This window comes from Sorangium sp. So ce204 (assembly GCF_051526795.1).
Classification (GTDB): Bacteria; Myxococcota_A; Polyangia; order Polyangiales; family Polyangiaceae; genus Sorangium; species Sorangium cellulosum_B.
The window spans coordinates 2,847,729-2,864,540 of sequence record NZ_CP150317.1; the positions used below are offsets into that span (position 1 = coordinate 2,847,729).

Annotated in this window: 11 protein-coding genes; 4 read left to right on the forward strand and 7 right to left on the reverse strand. The window is 70.9% G+C overall.

The window, feature by feature from the left end; all coding sequences use genetic code 11:
- Window positions 1-47 precede the first annotated feature (47 nt).
- Together WMF22_RS10855 and WMF22_RS10860 are read left to right on the forward strand one after the other, a co-directional pair.
- On the forward strand, window positions 48-2,102 hold the full coding sequence (locus WMF22_RS10855; protein ID WP_438035698.1) for a hypothetical protein: 2,055 nt from the start codon (window positions 48-50) through the stop codon (window positions 2,100-2,102).
- Window positions 2,103-2,820: 718 nt separating this feature from the next.
- A complete protein-coding gene (locus WMF22_RS10860; RefSeq protein WP_438035699.1) occupies window positions 2,821-4,851 on the forward strand; it encodes a hypothetical protein in 2,031 nt (676 codons plus the stop codon).
- Window positions 4,852-4,870: 19 nt separating this feature from the next.
- Here the strand turns inward: WMF22_RS10860 and WMF22_RS10865 are convergent, their stop codons facing one another.
- From WMF22_RS10865 to WMF22_RS10895, 7 genes are all read right to left on the reverse strand, one after another.
- Window positions 4,871-5,938 (reverse strand): S41 family peptidase, encoded by a 1,068-nt coding sequence (locus WMF22_RS10865; protein ID WP_438035700.1) that lies wholly within the window; start codon window positions 5,936-5,938, stop codon window positions 4,871-4,873.
- Between the two features lie 12 nt (window positions 5,939-5,950).
- A complete protein-coding gene (locus WMF22_RS10870; RefSeq protein WP_438035701.1) occupies window positions 5,951-6,667 on the reverse strand; it encodes a DUF3540 domain-containing protein in 717 nt (238 codons plus the stop codon).
- A 10-nt stretch (window positions 6,668-6,677) separates the two neighbouring features.
- Complete coding sequence (locus WMF22_RS10875; RefSeq protein ID WP_437299034.1) at window positions 6,678-8,417, reverse strand: pentapeptide repeat-containing protein; 1,740 nt, start codon at window positions 8,415-8,417, stop codon at window positions 6,678-6,680.
- On the reverse strand, window positions 8,414-10,849 hold the full coding sequence (locus tag WMF22_RS10880) for a DUF2169 domain-containing protein (protein WP_438035702.1): 2,436 nt from the start codon (window positions 10,847-10,849) through the stop codon (window positions 8,414-8,416). Before WMF22_RS10880 ends, WMF22_RS10875 begins: the two co-directional genes overlap by 4 nt.
- 25 nt (window positions 10,850-10,874) lie before the next feature.
- Complete coding sequence (locus tag WMF22_RS10885) at window positions 10,875-11,993, reverse strand: hypothetical protein (RefSeq protein ID WP_438035703.1); 1,119 nt, start codon at window positions 11,991-11,993, stop codon at window positions 10,875-10,877.
- A gap of 45 nt (window positions 11,994-12,038) precedes the next feature.
- Window positions 12,039-13,292: a hypothetical protein gene (locus WMF22_RS10890; RefSeq protein WP_438035704.1), complete on the reverse strand. Its 1,254-nt coding sequence runs from the start codon at window positions 13,290-13,292 to the stop codon at window positions 12,039-12,041.
- A 276-nt stretch (window positions 13,293-13,568) separates the two neighbouring features.
- Complete coding sequence (locus WMF22_RS10895; protein ID WP_437299038.1) at window positions 13,569-14,690, reverse strand: DUF4419 domain-containing protein; 1,122 nt, start codon at window positions 14,688-14,690, stop codon at window positions 13,569-13,571.
- Window positions 14,691-15,524: 834 nt separating this feature from the next.
- On the opposite strand from WMF22_RS10895, the gene WMF22_RS10900 reads away from it, so the two are divergent.
- Both WMF22_RS10900 and WMF22_RS10905 read left to right on the forward strand, forming a co-directional pair.
- The gene (locus WMF22_RS10900; RefSeq protein ID WP_438035705.1) at window positions 15,525-16,271 is read left to right on the forward strand and encodes a Bax inhibitor-1/YccA family protein; all 747 of its coding nucleotides are present in this window, start codon (window positions 15,525-15,527) and stop codon (window positions 16,269-16,271) included.
- A 130-nt stretch (window positions 16,272-16,401) separates the two neighbouring features.
- On the forward strand, window positions 16,402-16,809 hold the full coding sequence (locus WMF22_RS10905; protein ID WP_438035706.1) for a cupredoxin domain-containing protein: 408 nt from the start codon (window positions 16,402-16,404) through the stop codon (window positions 16,807-16,809).
- Window positions 16,810-16,812: the final 3 nt, after the last annotated feature.

Consider the following 16,812-nt stretch of genomic DNA (forward strand, 5'->3'; position numbering starts at 1 on the left):
ATGGCGGCCGACCCTGGCGGTCGCTCCTCCTCGGAGAGCCGAGCGACATGCCGCGATCCTTCCCGCACCTCCCCGCCGCGCTGCTCTCCGTCATGGCGTGCGGCGCGCCCGCTCCGGCGGCCGCCGGCGAGGGGCAGCCCGAGCGCGCGCGCGTCTGGGTGGCCGACGACGGCACGCGCGTCCGCCGGGAGGACGTCGGCCTGCCGCTCTCGCGCGGCGAAGGAAACGCTGTCTTCCGGCCCGGCGAGCCGATCCGGCTCGGCGCGCTCCGCGCGGAGGTCGTCGCCTTCCAGGTCGTCGTCGAGGCCGGCGCCGAGCCCGTGCGCGGCGTCACGGTCGAGCTCTCCGCGCTCGACCCCGCGGCCGGCCCGGGCGCGCCGGCCAAGGCGCCGCAGCAGCCCGCGCAGGGGCAGGGAGCGGCGCCCGCGGGGGCGATCTCGATCCACCGCTTCGTCGAGCACTACGTCGAGATCACGCAGCGCTCGCGCAACGAGCAGCGCCCCCGGGAGTCGCTCGGGTGGAGCCCTGCGGCGCGGCCGCCCGACGACGTGCACCTCGGGTTCCTCCCCGACGCGCTCATCCCTGTCGAGCTCGCGCCCCCCTGGGCGCCGTACCCGCTCGAGGTCGGCGCCCGCGAGACCCGGGCGGTCTGGATCGATCTCCACGTCCCGGAGGGCGCCCTCCCCGGCGTTTACGAAGGGAGGGTGGTGGTCGGATCCGCGTCGCACGGCGAGCTCGCGTCGCTCGATCTGAAGCTCGACGTCGCCCCGGCGACGCTGCCGTACGGCGCTGTCGACTTCATCGCGTTCTACGAGGCCGACGAGGTCGCCGCGCGGGTCGGCGACGGGCCCGCCGTGGAGCAGCAGCTCTGGCAGCTGCTCCACGAGCACCACGTCGACGGCTTCGCGTCGGTCCGGAGCCCCGCCGAGGTCGAGCGGCTGCGCGCTGCGATCGACGGCTCGCTCTTCACGGAGGCGCGCGGCTACCGGGGGCCGGGCGCGGGCGTGCCGCCCGGGGCGGTGGCGCTCGGCGCCTATGGCGGCTTCGGCGATCCCGGGGACGCGACCCTCCGCCGCGTCGAGGCGGTCGCGGACCTCCTCCCGCCGGCGGTGGACGACGTGATGCTCTATGCGATCGACGAGCAGTGCGAGAGCCCCCGCGGGCCCGGCTGGCGCCGGCTGATCCGCGGCTCGCGCCTGTCGTCGCGCGTCCTCGTGGGGCACTCGTGCGGCGAGATCCCTCCGGTGGAGCAGGACGTCGACCTCGTGCTCACGCCGGCGAACCGCTTCGACTCCACGTGGGCGCGGGCCGCGCGCGAGGCGGGCCAGCGGCTCTGGGTGTACAACGGCGCGCTGCCGAGGACCGGCACGTTCATGATCGACGCGCCGCTCACCGGGCTCATGGCCGACGGCTGGATCGCGGCCTCCCACGAGGTGGACCGCTGGTTCCTGTGGGAGACGGCGTTCTGGCACGACGGCAACCGCGGCGGCAAAGGGCCCATCGACCCGTTCACGGTCGCCGAGAACTTCCACAACCGCGACGGCGACGCGTGCCTCGGCGACGGCATGCTGCTCTATCCCGGGACGCAGCGGGGCGCGTTCTCCTCCCGGTCCGTCGGCTTTCCCGGCGTGCTCCCCTCGATGCGCCTGAAGAGCCTTCGCCGCGGGATCCAGGACGCCGGCTACATCGCGCTCGCGAGGTCGGCGTCGCCCGGCGCGGTGGACGCGATCGTCAAGGAGGTGATCCCTGCCGCGCTCGACGAGGCGCTCGACAGCGCGCCCGCCGCGTGGAGCAGCGACGGCGCCCCGTTCTTCAGGGCGCGCTCCGCGCTGCGCGCCCTCATCCCGGCGGACGCCTCGCTCGACGCCGCCGGCGTCCGCCGCGCGCTCGCCGAGGCGGCGGCGGCCCGCCGCGCGCTCGTCCCGCTCCCCCGCACGGGCGGCGAGGCGGACAGCGCGGGACGGGCCAGCCGATGGCCGTTCGGCCGGTGGAGCACGACGGCGCGGCTCATCGCCGTCGCCGGGCTGGGCGCCGCCGTGCTCGCGCTGGTCATCGGGCTCTACCGCCGGCGGAAGCCAGGGCGGGGGGCCGAGGGGCGCTGACGGGCGTACGCCTCGCTCGCCTGCCTGGAGCACAGATCACGTTGAAACCCGGAGAATTTTCACAGGGAGGCGGGGAGGAAGAAGAGCGTGGCGCCGAGGCGCTCCTGCGTCTCGACGCGCACGTCCTCAGAGGAAGCCGAACCCCGCGCGCACGACCTCTTCGACGACGCCGAGGCTGCCATCAACCCAGGTGCTGATCAGGCCCTCTTGCGGAACGCTGAGCTTCGCGCGATCAGCAACCATTGCTGCCGGCCGCGGCCTGGCCGGAGATGCTCTCGCCCATCTCGAACCCCCTTCCTCAAAATGGCTCGCAGGCCATTCGCCTGCTGCGAACCCACTATCAACAACTGAGTTCTCGGATGGGTTATCGCAGGGTAACAAAGGCGTGAGCTCTTTCTTTGTCATCTCGTCCTCGCGATCGTGTCCTCTGGTGCTCTGGTCGGCCGCGTCCGTTGCATCTTGCGTCCGTCGCGTCCGTTCCCGGCGCCAGACGTGCCGCGCGGCGTGAGGCCGTGGCGGCGCCCTCCCAGGCGTCCTGCCGAATCCGCTCTACCTCGGTAAATTCGCTGAAAATACGCGATAAACGGCCAGCGCGTCGCAGACGTAAGCTGGCGGCCACCGAAGGCCCTTGGTCCTTGGCAGGCGCGCCCCGGCTGGGTACGGTCCCGCGGTGCCCACGAGGCCCACGAAGATCGAGCGATTTCTGAGGGGAGCCACCTTGTCCACGCTGCTTGCCGCCTCCTGCGTCTCCGGCGCACCCCACGGCGAGGCGCCCTCCGCGCCGCCGCCTGCTGAGCTCTTGGCCTTCGATCTGCAAGAAGGCCAGATAGACAACCACTTCTTCCGTCGCGGTCATATCGCCGCCCATCTCTTGACGACGTCGGGCGTGTCGCCGCGGCTCATCGTCGCTTTTCCGGCAGGGAACATGGGAATCGCCGTGTGGTTCGATTCTCTGCCCGCGCCGGTCGAGCTCTCGGTGGAGGGGGACGTCTCTGGAGTGGAGCGCGTGGAGCGCGTGGAGCGGCCCGGCGTCATGCGCGGCGTGTCGGCGCTCCTCGCGAGCGAGGCGCCGGTGCTGCGTGTCCATCGGGTGCTCCTGGGGAGCGTCCGTACGCTCCGCGACGTGGGGCGCGACGCCGAGGTTCCGGCCTGGCTCGGGAACGACGTCGAGGCCTTCGCCTCGCAGCGGGGAGCGGCGATCGCCGTGCGGCGGACGATGCTGGACGGCGATCATCACCTCGAGCTGCTCATCGAGCCGCAGGACGGCACGACGGCCGCGCTCGGGGACGACGGCCGGATCGCGCTGGCGGCAGGGCCGCGCGGCCTCCGTGTCCGGGTGACGGCGCTCTCGGACGAGGCGCCGCTCACGCCGGTGCCCCTCGAGGAGCTCGTGACGGAGCGCGCCAGCGACGATCCGCGCCACCGCCGGGCGCTCGGCTTCCTCGCGTACCGGGAGAAGCTGCTGGCCGGGTCCTGGCGTTTCCTTACGTACTTCGGCCGGGACACGTTGCTCGCGGTGAGGATGCTCCTGCCCGTCCTCGATCCGGCGGTGGTCGAGGCGGGCCTCGGCTCGGTCCTCGATCGGCTGAGCCTGGCCGGCGAGGTCGCGCACGAGGAGGCGATCGGCGAGTACGCGGCGCTCATGCACCTCGATGCGGGCATCCCCGGGGCGCTGCGCGAGCCCATCTACGATTACAAGATGATCGATGACGACTTCCTCCTCGCGCCGGTCGCCGCCGAGTATCTCCTCGGCAGCGCGGCCGGCCGGGAGCGCGCCGCCGAGTTCCTGTCGCGCCGGACGCCGGGGGGCGATACGTATGCGGAGGCGCTCGCGCGGAACGTGGCGCTCGTGCTCCACCTCGCCGCCCCCTTCGCCGAGACGGGGGATCCGATGACGTTGATCGGGCTCAAGGCGGGCACGAAGGTGGGCGAGTGGCGTGACAGCCAGGAGGGCCTGGCGGGCGGCAGGATCCCCTACGACGTGAACACCGCGCTGGTTCCGGCCGCGCTCCACGCGTCGGCGCGGCTGCTCGCGAGCCCGCTGCTCGGCGCGGACGCGGAGCGCGCCGGCCGGGCGGAGCGGCTCGCGCGCGCGTGGAAGGACGCCGGCGTGTTCTTCCGTGTGGAGCTGCCGGAGGACGAGGCCAGGCGGCGCATGTCGTCCTATGCGGCGTCGCTGGGCCTGGACGCGGCGCCGGCGCTCGCGTCGCTCTCGGGGACGCTGTCGTTTCCTGCCGTCGCGCTCGACGACGACGGGAAGCCGATCCCCATCATGCACTCCGACGACAGCTTCGTCCTCCTGTTCACGGAGCCGCCGCCCGCTGCGCTGGAGGAGATCGCGGGCCGCCTGATCCGCCCGTTCCCGGCCGGCCTGCGGACGCCGGTGGGGATCCTGGTCGCGAACCCCGCGTTCGCGCAGGATCCGGCGATCCGGAGGGATTTCACGGCGGCCCATTACCACGGGACGGTCACGTGGTCGTGGCAGCAGGCGATGCTGGCCGCGGGCCTCGAGCGGCAGCTCGGCCGCGGCGATCTGCCGCCCCGCGCGCGGGGCGCGCTGGAGCGGGCGCGGAGCGCGCTCTGGGAGGTCATCGCGGCGACGCGCGAGGAGAGCACGCGGGAGCTCTGGAGCTGGGCCTTCGAGGGCGGCTGTTACAAGCTGGTCCCCTTCGGCGCGGAGCGATTGCACCACGACGAGTCGAACGCGGTGCAGCTCTGGAGCAGCGTGTACCTCGCGGTGCGCCCCTGAGCCGAGCGGCGGATCGCGCTCAGGCCTTCGCGCCGGCGATCAAGTCCATCAGCGATCGCCGCTCCCCGCCACGATCGGCCCCTTCAATCGCCCCGAGCTCGACATCCGGCCGGATCCCCGCCCCGTGGATCGGCTCTCCCCCCGGCAGGACCATCCTCGCCGCCGGCGCGAGGACCGGCGCGTGATCCTCCGGATCCGCCGCGACCTTCAGCGCCGTCCCCTTTCCGTACGTGCGCTCCCCCGCCACGACCGCCCTCCCGTGCCACTGGAGGCAGCCGGCGAAGAGCTCCGCCGCCGACGCCGTCCCGCCATTCACCAGGATCCACAGCGGCACACGGCGCGGATCCCGGTGGCTCGACCGGTACACGATCTCGTCGCCGTCCGCGTCGATCGCCCTCCCGAGGACGCTCCCCGGCTCCAGGAAGTCGCCCGCGAGCTCGAGGAACGCCGTCAGCTCCCCGCCGGGGTTGTCGCGCAGATCCAGCACGAGCGTCTCCAGCCCTTCGGCCTCTAGCGCCCTCACCGCCGTGTGGACCCGGGCGGGCACGTCCAGCGAGAAGGTGCGGATCCTCACGTACCCGACCCCCGGCTCGAGCTGGACGCTCTCGACGGGCGACGCCCCGCCGCACGGGTGGAGCGATGCGACGAGCGCGTCCAGATCGGCCAGCATCGGGGCGCCGGCGGGCCGCGCGCCCCCGGCGCTGCCCGCGTTGTACGTGATGAAGACGTTGGTCACGCTCGGCAACACCTGGACGCCGATGAAGCAGTTGTAATTGTTGCCGGACCTCGGAGAGAGCAGCGACGTGGCGGGGGCATAGTTGACCAAGACCCGCACGTTGCCGAACGTGTACTGGCCTGTTCCCATGAAGGTCCAGTGCAGCGTGCCCAGCCAGTCGCCCATCGTGAGGATCGCGCGCGCGAGGAGGCTCAGCGCAGGCCCCATCGAGAACCACACGTTGATCGAGAACGGGAACCTCACCGGGTTCAGGTCGAAATTGGGGAACGGGAACGGGCCGAGCGCAGGCGACAGGCACACGTCGGGGTACCCGGCGCTCATGCCGGTACACTTGTTGTTCGCAGGGAGCATCGCGCCGGCCTCCTATCCCAAGAGGATCTGCTTGCCGTTCACCGTGACCGTCTCCTCGGTCAGGATGGTCGCGTTCTTCGCCTTGGTGAACGCCGTCTTCTCCACGACCGTGTGCGACTCGCTTGCCTGCACGCTCAGCAGCGCGCTCACCCGCTGGACCATCGAGGTGAACCGCTGGACCACGGCGTCGGCCACCATCCGGATCTTGCCCGCCTGCACCTCGAGCTCCGGCCCCCGGATCGCGACGCCCTTGTCCCCGGACAGCGAGAGCTCTCCGTCCCTCGCGTGCACCGCCACGTCCCCCTGGAGCGACAGCACCGTCCGGCCCGCGCCGTGGAGCACGCCGATGGCGTAGTAGCGCTCCTCCCTGCCGATGACGAGCAGCGTGTCGCCCACGGCCGGCTCGTAAGGCAGCGCGAGCGCCATCTCGACGGCGACCGGCTGGCCGCCCGGCAGCTCCACCGCGATCGCGCCCCCATCCGCCGCCGTGACCTGGCCCGGGCCCAGGTACTCCCTTGGGAGCGCCGCGGCGCCCTCCTGACCCGCATCGCCGGCCGCCGCACCCCCGGCCCGGGGGAGGCCGATCCGAAGCACGTCCGCGCCGCGCGGGCCGTGCGCGCCGTGCGCGCCGTACGCGCTGTACGCCCGAGGCGCGCGCTCCTCGCCCGCCGCCGCGTCCTCCCGCACGGCCGCCGCGCGATCGCTCTCCTTCATGGCTCCCATCGACATCGCTCCTCCTTCATTGCGAGCGCCGCTCGGGCGGCATCCATGCCTCGGCCTCCAGGCGATCCACGTCCGTGCGCCTCGCCGTGGCGAGGTTGGCATCGAGATACCGTGTCTTCTCGTCGCGGACGTGGTGCAGGTTCGCCCAGTGCAGGTCCGCGCCGGTGAAGTCGGCGCCCGAGATGTCCGCGTGCGACAGATCGGCGTGGTGCGCCTTGACCCCCACGAACAGCGCATCGGCCGCGCGGACCTCGTGCATCACCGTCTCCCGGATGTCGGCCCCCGCGAGGTTCGCCCCCGAGAGATCGGCCTTCACGAAGATCGCATTGCGGAGCATCGCCTGCGTCAGCCCGGCGCCGGCGAGCACGCCCTCGCCGAAGAAGGCGGCCTTCGCCATCGCGCCCGCCAGCGAGGCCTGCCTCAGGTTCGCCCCCTTGAAGTTCGCGTTCGCCAGGATGGCGCCGTCGAGCCGGGTCCGCTCCAGGTTGCACGAGGTGAAGTCGCAGTTCGACAGGTTGCACCCCGAGAGGTCCATCCCCGAGAGGTTCCCGAGCGCGAAGAAGCACCGCGTGATGGTCAGCCCGGAGAGCGGCACCCGCGTCAGGTCCACGCCGGAGAAGTCCACGCAGTCGAAGATCGCCTTCTCGAAGGTGACGCCCTCCACGACCGCGGTCCGCAGCGTGGTCTGCGAGACGAGCGCGCGCGTCAGGTTCGCGCCCGTCAGGTCGGCCCCCTCCAGCATGCAGCGCACGAGCCGCGATCCGGACAGGTCGGCGCCCGAGAGATCGGCCTCCTTGAAGACCACCATCTCGAGGTCCTTGCCCGAGAGATCCGCGCCCGGCAGCCGCGCCCTGTACAGCATGCACGACCTCAGCGTCGCGCCCCGGAAGTCCGCGCCGGTGAGGTCGCAGCCCGCGAGCACCGTCTGGTCGAGCGTCGCGCCCCGGAAGCTCGCGCCCCGGAGGTCCGTGCCCTGGAGCGACGACAGCGTGAGGTTCGCGTTCTCGAAGCTCACCCCCGCGAAGTCCATCCCCTCCAGCGCCGCGCCCGCGAGGTCCGCCCCGGAGAGGTCGAGCCGGCCGAGGCGCGCGCCGTCGAACACCGTCTTCGTGAGCTTCTTCGGGAGCACGGCCTCCCGGAGATCGGCCTTCAGGAACACCACCGTGTCGAGCTCGGCGCCCGACAGATCGGCCCGCGTCAGGTTCGCCTCGGCGAACGACGAGCCCTCGATCCGCGCCTGCGACAGCGTGGCGCCCGAGAGGTCCGCCCGCGTGAACGACGACTGCGAGACGCTCGCCCCGTCGAGCGCCGCGCCCGACAGATCGGCGAGGTCGAGCCGCGCGCCCTTCAGGGTCGCCCCGGACAGCTCCGCCCCCGCGAGCCTCGACTCGGCCAGGTTCGCCTCCTGGAGCCGCGCGCCGCGCAGGTTCGCCCCGGTCAGCTGCCCGCGGACGAGGCTCGCCCCCGTGAGGTTCGCCCCGGCGAGGTTCGCGCCCGAGAGATCGCTCTGGGCGACGGCCGCGCCCTGGAGGTCAGCGCCCGACAGGTCCGCGCCGCGGAGCGCGCACCAGGCCATCTTGATGCCGCGGAGATCGGCCCCCGAGAGGTCCGCGCCCTCCAGCTGCACCCGCCCGAGCTTCACGCCGCGCAGCCGCGCGTTGCGGAGGTCGGCCCCCCGCAGATCCATGTCGCCGAGCGTCCTGCCCTCGAGCGCCTCGCCCGCCTGGAGCAGCGCCCTCAGCTCGTCCGGGGTCATCGATCTCGCTCCAGCGTCGACTTCTTCAGGTTCGCCCCCCTGAAATCACAGCCGGATCCCGAGGTTTCGTAGAATTTCGCATCGTAGAGGTTCGCGTCGACGAACTTCGCCTCAGGGACCCGCGCCCTGAGCAGGTCCGCCTCGAAGAGGTTCGCCCGCGTGAAGTCGGCGCGCGTGAGGTTTGCCCGGTCGAACCGGGCGCCCCGCGCGTTGGCCCCGAAGAAGCTCGCGCCGTCGGCCGTGGCCTCGATGAAGAGGGTGCCCGTCAGCACGGCGAGGCTGAGATCCGCGCCGGTGAGGGTCGCGCCCATCCACACGCTCCCGTCGCCCCGCGCGCCCGCGAAGACCGCGCCGGTCAGGTCGGAGCCGGAGAAGCTCGATCCGGTCAGGGTCGCGCCCGCGAACGTGGCGGAGGCGCCCTTGACCTTGGACACGAAGCACCGCGTGAGCGAGGCCTGCGACAGGTCCGCGCGCTCGAGCACGGTGTCCTCCAGGAAGGCCACGGCCCACGCCGCCCCGCGCGCGACGGCCCCCGTCATGTCCGCCCTCGAGAAGACGAGCTGCGACCCTTGCGTGCCCGAGAGATCGGCCTCCATGAGCCGCGCGCCGTCGAACGTGGTGCCCTCCAGCGTGGCGCCGCGGAAGACGGCGCGCTCTGCCGAGGCGCTCTGCAGGGTGGCGAGGCTCAGGTCCGCGCCCGTGAAATCGGCCTCCCTCACGTCGGCGTCGAACAGCACGGCCTGCTTGAGGATGGCGCGCGTGAGCCTGGCGCCCCGGAGGTTGGCGCCCGTGAGAAGGGCGCCCGTGAGGTCCGCGCCGGTCAGGTCGCGGCCGCTCAGGTCCTGCTCGCTCAGGTCCTGGTCGCGGAGGTCGCTCCCCGGCCCGATCTGCCCGGGCGGCCGCGGCGGGGCCATGGAGAGGCCCATCGACGCGAGCTTCGGATCGCCGGCGAGCTTGTCCCACGCCGCGAGCGCCGGGACCTGGGTCCCCCGCGCGGCCGCGAGCGCCTTCGCCTCCTCCACCGCCCGCGCGACGCGCCGGAAGGCCGTCCGGAGCGCCGCGTCCATCAGCATGGGCGACGCGCCGGAGCTCATCGGCGGCAGGGCCTGCGAGGCCTTCGGCAGGTTGCGCAGCGCCTCCGCGATGACGCTGCCGAGGACCTTGCCCCCCGGCAGCGCGACGCCCGCGAGCCCCGCCATCGCCCGGCCGATCCTCTCCTGCTGCGGCTTCGCGACGTCGCCGAGCCGCGCCTTGAGCAGCGCCGACAGCGGGTCGAGCCCCGCCGCGCCGCCGCCGCCGTCGCGCGCCGCGCCGTCGCCCTTCTTCTGCAGCGCCTGCAGCGCCCCCCACTCCTCCTTGAGCTCCGGCGCGAGCTGCTCCTCGATCTCGAGCGGATCGGCCTCGAAGCGCGCAAGGATCTCCCGGTAATGCTCCTCGGGCAGCGCCGGGCCGTCGAGCGGCTCGGAGGCGACGAGCGTCGTGACGCGCGAGAGGTCGTCGTCGGTCACCTCCGTGAGGCCGCGCCACGTGAGGAACAGGGCCCCCTCGTCCAGGTTGGCGAGCAGCGTGTCGAGGTGCATCGGCACCTCCCGGAAGCCGCGCTCCGCGTCGTTCGCGAAGACGCGGATCCGGAGGCCCGGCAGCCGCGACCGGAAGACCTCCGCGTCCGGGTGGAGGTTCTGGAACAGGAGCTCCTCGTCCCCGCGCAGGTACGGGAGCCACTGGTCGGGCCGGGCCGAGTTGAAGTACGTCCAGTCGAAGTCGTCGGCGAAGTACGGCGCTCGCTTCTCGCGGTACGCCTTGCCGTAGTTCTTTCCGACCCGGGCGCGCCGATCGGGCCGGTTCGGCGACAGGGGCCCGAACCCCGCGGGCGCCGGCCGATCCGAGCGCGACAGCAGCAGATCGTCCGCGCCCTCGACGTTGGGGAGCTCGCGCGTCCCGTGGCCCCTGCCCACCGGGTTGAGCGGGTGCCCCGGCCCTCCGAAGCTGCGCCGATCGCCGAGCGGCATCCTGTCGAACGGCACGGGATCGCTCATGGCGGGCCCGAGCACGCCATCCATCCACACGCGCTCGCCGACCACGCGCAGGATCTTCGACCAGGACCCGACGCCGAACCGCACCGGACACTCGGTCATGCGCGCCTTGCCCGGCGTGTGGCACGTGCCGAGCAAGAGCACGTCGGCGTGGGGCTTGAAGTCCACGAGATCGCTCGGGTACAGGCACTCGCCTGTCTGCTCGTGATCGTCGTCGTGGAACACGTCGCCGCGCAGCGTCTCCTGCGCGAGCGCCGGGTGGCCCTCGGGCAGGGAGAGCGGCGCGCCGGGCGTGAGGATGAACTTCGCCCGGACGATCAGGGTCATCTCCGGCTGGGGCGGCCTCCGCGAGGTGACCTTGCTGCCGAAGAGGAACGGGGTGAGATTCTTGTTCGCCATCCGTGAGGGTCGCCGCGCTTGCGCGTCACATCATGAGGTGGACTGCCGCGATGTTCGTGCGGACGGGCACGACCTTGCCCCGGTCCAGGGTGACCTTCATTTTCTCCGGCCCCATCGAGAGCGTGGGCCCGATGCTGGCGTCGAGGGACGCGGCGACGGTGACGGACGCCTCCAGGCCGATCGTGGCGCTCGCCGAGATGCCGCCTGTGAAGCTCACCTCCGCGCCGAGCGTCGCCTCGATCATCCCCCCCAGGACGACCTCGTTGACCATGCCGAGGTTGATCGTCGTCTCGATCCCGTCGACGACGGTCTTGCTGTTGCCCTGCGTGTAGGAGTCCGCGTCGCCGTACATCTCGTCCTTGGTGTCGGCGTGGGTCTCGGAGATGATCTTGCCCGCCTTCGTAAAGTTCTTGATGACGTCGGCCTCGGTGTGGTCATCGATGGTCCCGGTGACCGTTGTCGAGGTCGTGATCGACCCTGCCTTCATGGTCGACTTCGACGGTCCGTCGATGGTCGTCTCGTCGGTCATCGACGTGGCGTGGGTCGTCGACACCATCGTATCCGCCCAGGTCTCGTTGGAGATCGAGGGCACCCGCAGCTTCGCCGAGCCGGTATACGAAGAGATGCTCTTGGCCCACGTCCTGTCGACGATCGTGGGGTTCTCCCCGAGGACGCCTGAAGACGGGAGCCCCCAGGCGTCCGTGATCTCGTCCAGGTTGCGCGGCGGGCTGTCGTGTCCGGTGACGCTCTCCAGCCTGCTGCCGTAATGGAACTCGAAGGCATCGCCGTGGTAGGTGGTGTGCACCTCACCCTTCACGGTCTTCTCGCGCAGGCGCTTCTCGCCGCGGGGGCCCTGGATGAAGTCGAACTCGCCCGACCCGTAGAAGGTGATGCTCTTCTCGTTGATCTGCCCGTCCTCGGCCTTCCAGCCGCCCTCGAACTCGCGGCGGCCGAGGACGGTCATCTTGTACGTGCCCCCGATGACCTCGACCTTGTCGCCCCGTGTGGTGATGACCCGGTTGCCGTCGGTGTGATCGCGCCAGGTGTACTCGTCGCCCTCGGCCGCGCCGATGCGCAGGTACGACGACATGCCGTCGCCGAAATCAGGCACATGGAGGATACCGTACTTGCCATCGCCGGCCATGGGAGCTCCGTATCCGGTGGCGCGTGGAGCGTCGTGCTCGCGCCCTCAAACGAAGAGGTTGAACGCCGAGACGATCTTGTTGGCGAGCGCGATCTCCGTCTTGCTCATGTGGAGCTCCACGCCCGCCGGGCTGATCTCGAGCCTGGGGCCGGCGGAGACGTCGATGGTCCCGGTCAGGCTGAAATCCGCCTTGAGCCCGACGGTCACGTCGACGATGCCGCCGGCCGTGAAGGTCACCTCCGCGCCGAGCGTCGCCTCGATCATCCCCCCCAGGACGACCTCGTTGACCATGCCGAGGTTGATCGTCGTCTCGATCCCCTCGACGACGGTCTTGCTGTCGCCCTTCGTGTAGGAGTCCGCGTCGCCGTACATATCGTCCTCGGTGTCGGCGTGGGTCTCGGAGATGATCTTGCTCGCCTTCGTATAACTCTTGATGACGTCGGCCTCGGTGTGGTCATCCATGGTCCCGTCGACCTTGGTGGAGGACGTGATCGACGCGGCGCGCATGGTGGATTTCGACGCCTCCTTGACGGTCGTCTCGTCGGTCATCGAGGTGGCGTTCGTCTTCGTCACCATCACTTCCGCCCAGGTCTCGTCCGTGATCGACGGCACCGGCAGCTTCGCCGAGCCGGTATAGGACTCGATGCTCTTGGCCCACGTCCTGTCGACGATCGTGGGGTTCTCCGTCGGGATCGCCTGGGGCGAGGGCGGATTCTTGTCATCGATGAAATCGTCGGTGACATTCAGCGTGGGGAACGTGTCCGTGCCGGTCTGGCTCTCCTTGATCTTCCCGAAGTAATAGTCGTAGACGTCGCCGTGGTAGAGGGTGCGCACCTCGCCCTTGATGGTCGTCTCGACGACCTTCCACGTCCCGCCGTAGTTCTGCACCCACTCGATCGTGGTGCCGCCGCCGAAGGTCTCGCTGACCTCGGTGACGTGCCCTCCCGACACGTCCCAGCCCGCCTGGTGCTCCCCGCGGCCGAGGATGAGCAGGCGGTAGTTCCCCCCGATCACCTCGACCTTGTCGCCCTTGGTGGTCGAGATGCGGTTGCCGTCGGTGTGATCGCGCCAGCCGCCCTTCGTGTGCAGCTTCGCGGTCTCGGCCTTTCGCTCGCCCACAGGCACGAAATTGGGCGAGCCGTCCCGCTTGCGGTCGTCGTCGGTGAACGTCTGAATCCGCTCGGCGAGATCGTCGCCCGCGCTCTCGCCGAGCGGCGCGGCGGCCCCGAGGCGCAGGTAGGACGGTTCCCCACCATTCAGATCCGGTACTTCGAGGAGCGCGAACTTGCCTCCGGACACTGGAGCCTCCGAGCGTGATGGACGACGCAAGGCGTCGCCGTGTCGCGGACCGCACAATCCTATGTCAGCGTGCGCCGCCCGTCCAGAGCGACGGTCACCCGCTTCGGATACGGGCCCACCTCGGCGTTTTCGGTGCTCAGCGCACGGGAGTGCGCTTGCGCGCCGAAAACGCCGATCTGGGCCCGTCTCCTGTGCGGGTGACCGCCGCTCCGCGACGCTCGTGCCAGGCTCAGCTGAAAACCGCTCTGGAGCGCGCGGCTCACGGGGCCGCGGGGCTCACGAGGCCTCGGCGGGGCGCTGCGCGGCCGACTCGGGGGCCTGGTGCGCGATGGCCCAGACGAACTCCGGCAGCAGCGCGAGGGAGTGCGGATCCTGCGTCACGCCGATGAGACCGCTGATGAACTCCATGGGGTGCTCGCGCCTGCTCCCGTCGATGAAGCGCAGCTGGGCGCTGGTCAGGCCGGGCGGCAGCTCGGAGAGCCCCGGTCCCTGCGGGTTCCCGAGGCCCCCGAGCGCGTCGCTCCGGGCCTCCGCCGTCAGCCATCGTTCGTGCCAGCTCTCGAAATAGGGATTCGGGGCGAAGTAGTCGTTGGGCCACGCGCGCAGGTACGGAAACAGCACGTGGATCCACCCGGTCAGCTCGTCGGCCGAGCTCTCGTACCTGAAGAACGCGCGCCAGAACATCGTGTCGGCACGCCCCTCCGCCGAGGCGGCGATCTGGTCGAGCACGGGCAGGAGCGCGCGGGTCCACCGATCTTGCCCGACGGAGCCGAGCATCGCCACGCGCTGGCGCACCCAGCGCCAGTCGTCGGACGTGCCGAGCAGGTACACGCGCGGGATCCCGCGCTGCGGGAACACCATGTCGCCCGGGAACGGCGGCTCCCACGCGTAGTGCGGCGCGAGCGGGGTCGCGACCGTGAGCTCCGACGACACCCGCTCGACAGGCCCCGTCGTGGAGAAATTGGAGGTCACGAGGTCCCGCAGCGAGCCGACCCGCGCCGAAACCTGCCTGGAAAAGTCCGGAAACAAAGCTGGCCACGGGTTCACCTCGCCGAGGGTGAAGTCCGGGCGATCGACGACGAGCGAGAACTCGTGATCGTCAGGGAGGAAGCGGCGCCGCTGCTCGTCGTTCGCGGCGAGGTGGAACGTGAAGCCGCGCGCCAGGCAGAGCCAGACCACGTCGGGCGAGAGCACGAGGGGATAGCGCTGGGTGAAGGCGGTATAGGCGGCCTGGACGAGCGGGTGGAGGTCCGTGCGTCCCACGAGGGGCAGGCGGTGGCGGTAGGAGGCCTCGATCTTCGAGACGAGCAGGCTCTGCACCGCCGCTTCGCTGTCGAATCCCGGCAACGGCGCCGTCGCGGGCTCGACGTCGGCAACGGCGATCGTCGTGACGTTCATGAAACCTCGTCCTCCCCGGGGCTGCGCGGCGCGCTCGTGATGCTTCGCGATCCTTCGTACACGAGCGTGCGGCGCGCGACAACGGGCCGCGCGCAGGCGCCCACCGCGGCGTCCCTGCATGGGGCGGAGCGCGCCCGGGCGCGGCCCATTTCCGCTGCCCGGCGTGAGCGCAGGGGCGCGGCAAGGTGCCTGTTCCGAGGCATCGATTGGTGATGGGTCGTGATCGGTCGTGCTCCGGGTCCGATGGGAGGCGTGAGAGGTCGTTCTTCCGGACCTCAGAAGACAGGAGCTCGTTCTCCTCCTTCCCACGGCGCCCGCAGCCAGGTCGACGGCGCTGTCGTTCGGCGCTAGCGTTGCTGGCGTTGCAACCGAGCGCGCCTTCGTCGCGGCCGCGCGGGTTGTCGTCGAAACCGAGCGTTTTCTCTGGATCCGGGCTGCTCTTCGCCGTAACCGAGAGCCGTTTCTCTAGATCCAGGCTGGATTTAGCCGGAGTCCAGAGATAATTCTCTGGACCCAGGCTTGATTCAACCTGATCCGAGAGATGATTCTCTGGATCTGGGCTTATATTAGCCGGAACCGAGAGGATCTTCTCTGGATCCGGGCTGCTCTTCGCCGGAAGCTACGCGATGCCGGCGCGTCGTTCACGCCGGGTCACGCCGGTTCACGCCGCGCCGGCCCCGCCGTGCGCGCGCGATGCCGCTGGGGCGTGATTTTTTTTGCGGGCGGCAGATGCCCGAGGGCTTCGCATGGCGGTGTTGCATGTCCGAGGTGAATGGTGCACGACTAGGCGCTCGTGCAGCCGCGGCGAAACGCCCTGAAGGAGGAGCGCAGCAGATGAACTCACGCCAGGCGAGTCCCCTCGGGGCGAGCGTCTCGGCCAGCCCGAAGCTGGCGCTGCGGATCGACTTTCTCAAGAAGGTGTACGGGCTCTTCACGGCGAGCCTTGTGGTCTCGTCCCTGGGCGCCATGTGCGCGCTGTACATCGGGGCGCCGGACCTGGAGGAGGGGACGCTGGGGCGCGAGATGCCGCCGGTCGTCGAGCTCTTCGCGCAGCACCCGATCCTCTCGATGGGCGTCGTGTTCGGCGTGATGTTCGGCGCGCGGGCGGTGCGCAAGATCCCCGGGGTCAACGTCCTCGCGCTGTTCGGGATGGCGGCCGTCCTGGGCGTCACCACGGCGCCTGCGCTCTACATGGCCCAGGCGGCGGCGGGCCTCGGCGGCACCCTGTCGTCGGCCCCGGTGCGGGACACCTTCATCCTGACGGTCCTCACGTTCGGGAGCCTCACGCTGGGGGTCTTCCTCTCGAGGGAGGACCTGTCGTTCATGGCCAGCGGGCTGGTGATGGGCGCCATGGTCGTCCTCGGCGCGATGCTGCTGAACGCCCTGCTCGGGAGCACGCTCCTCGGCCTCGCGATCGCCAGCGTGTCCGTCCTCGTGTTCGGGGGATACGTCCTTTACAACACGTCGCGCCTGCTCCACTCGAACGAAGAGGACCCTGTCGGCGGCGCGCTCGATCTCTACCTCAACTTCATCAACCTCTTCTCGTCGATCCTGCAGATCCTCTCGGGCCGCCACGTCTGAGCCGGCCGCGTCGCGTTCACGTCGCGGCGCGCGCCCGTCTGCGCCCGACCGCCCCTGGATCTCTCGCCCGGGGCGGACGGCTGGAGGGCGGCTTGACGCGCGATTTGGGCCGGGTAAGAACGCGCTGACCATGAGCATGCAGCTCCTCGTCTCCGCGCTTGCCCTCTCCTCGCTCTCATCGCTCGCACCGCTCGCATCGCTCGGTTGCAACAAGCCCGCCGAGGAGGCGCCGGTTGTGGCGGCCGCCGAGCTCGCCGCGCCGGCGAACGTCAAGCGCGTCGACATCGCGGTGAACGACAGCGGGTTCTCCCCGTCGACGATCGAGCTGAAGAAGGGAGAGCCCGTGGTGCTGCGCTTCACGCGGACGACGAAGAGCGAGTGTCTGAAGGCGATCGCGATTCCCGATCTGAAGATCGAGAAGGACCTGCCGCTGAACACGCAGGTCGAGGTGGCCATCACCCCGGAGAAGGAGGGGAAGATGGTGCTTCAGTGCTGGATGGCGATGGTCAAGGCGACCATCAACGTGGTCGGCTCGTGACGC

Excerpts from the sequence above, each read along its gene's own strand:
- WMF22_RS10905 (WP_438035706.1), top strand. The coding sequence starts at position 16,402 with ATGAGCATGCAGCTCCTCGTCTCCGCGCTTGCCCTCTCCTCGCTCTCA.
- WMF22_RS10880 (WP_438035702.1), bottom strand. The coding sequence starts at position 10,849 with ATGGCGAACAAGAATCTCACCCCGTTCCTCTTCGGCAGCAAGGTCACC.
- WMF22_RS10870 (WP_438035701.1), bottom strand. The coding sequence starts at position 6,667 with ATGTCGATGGGAGCCATGAAGGAGAGCGATCGCGCGGCGGCCGTGCGG.
- WMF22_RS10875 (WP_437299034.1), bottom strand. The coding sequence starts at position 8,417 with ATGACCCCGGACGAGCTGAGGGCGCTGCTCCAGGCGGGCGAGGCGCTC.
- WMF22_RS10900 (WP_438035705.1), top strand. The coding sequence starts at position 15,525 with ATGAACTCACGCCAGGCGAGTCCCCTCGGGGCGAGCGTCTCGGCCAGC.
- WMF22_RS10855 (WP_438035698.1), top strand. The coding sequence starts at position 48 with ATGCCGCGATCCTTCCCGCACCTCCCCGCCGCGCTGCTCTCCGTCATG.
- WMF22_RS10865 (WP_438035700.1), bottom strand. The coding sequence starts at position 5,938 with ATGCTCCCTGCGAACAACAAGTGTACCGGCATGAGCGCCGGGTACCCC.
- WMF22_RS10895 (WP_437299038.1), bottom strand. The coding sequence starts at position 14,690 with ATGAACGTCACGACGATCGCCGTTGCCGACGTCGAGCCCGCGACGGCG.
- WMF22_RS10885 (WP_438035703.1), bottom strand. The coding sequence starts at position 11,993 with ATGGCCGGCGATGGCAAGTACGGTATCCTCCATGTGCCTGATTTCGGC.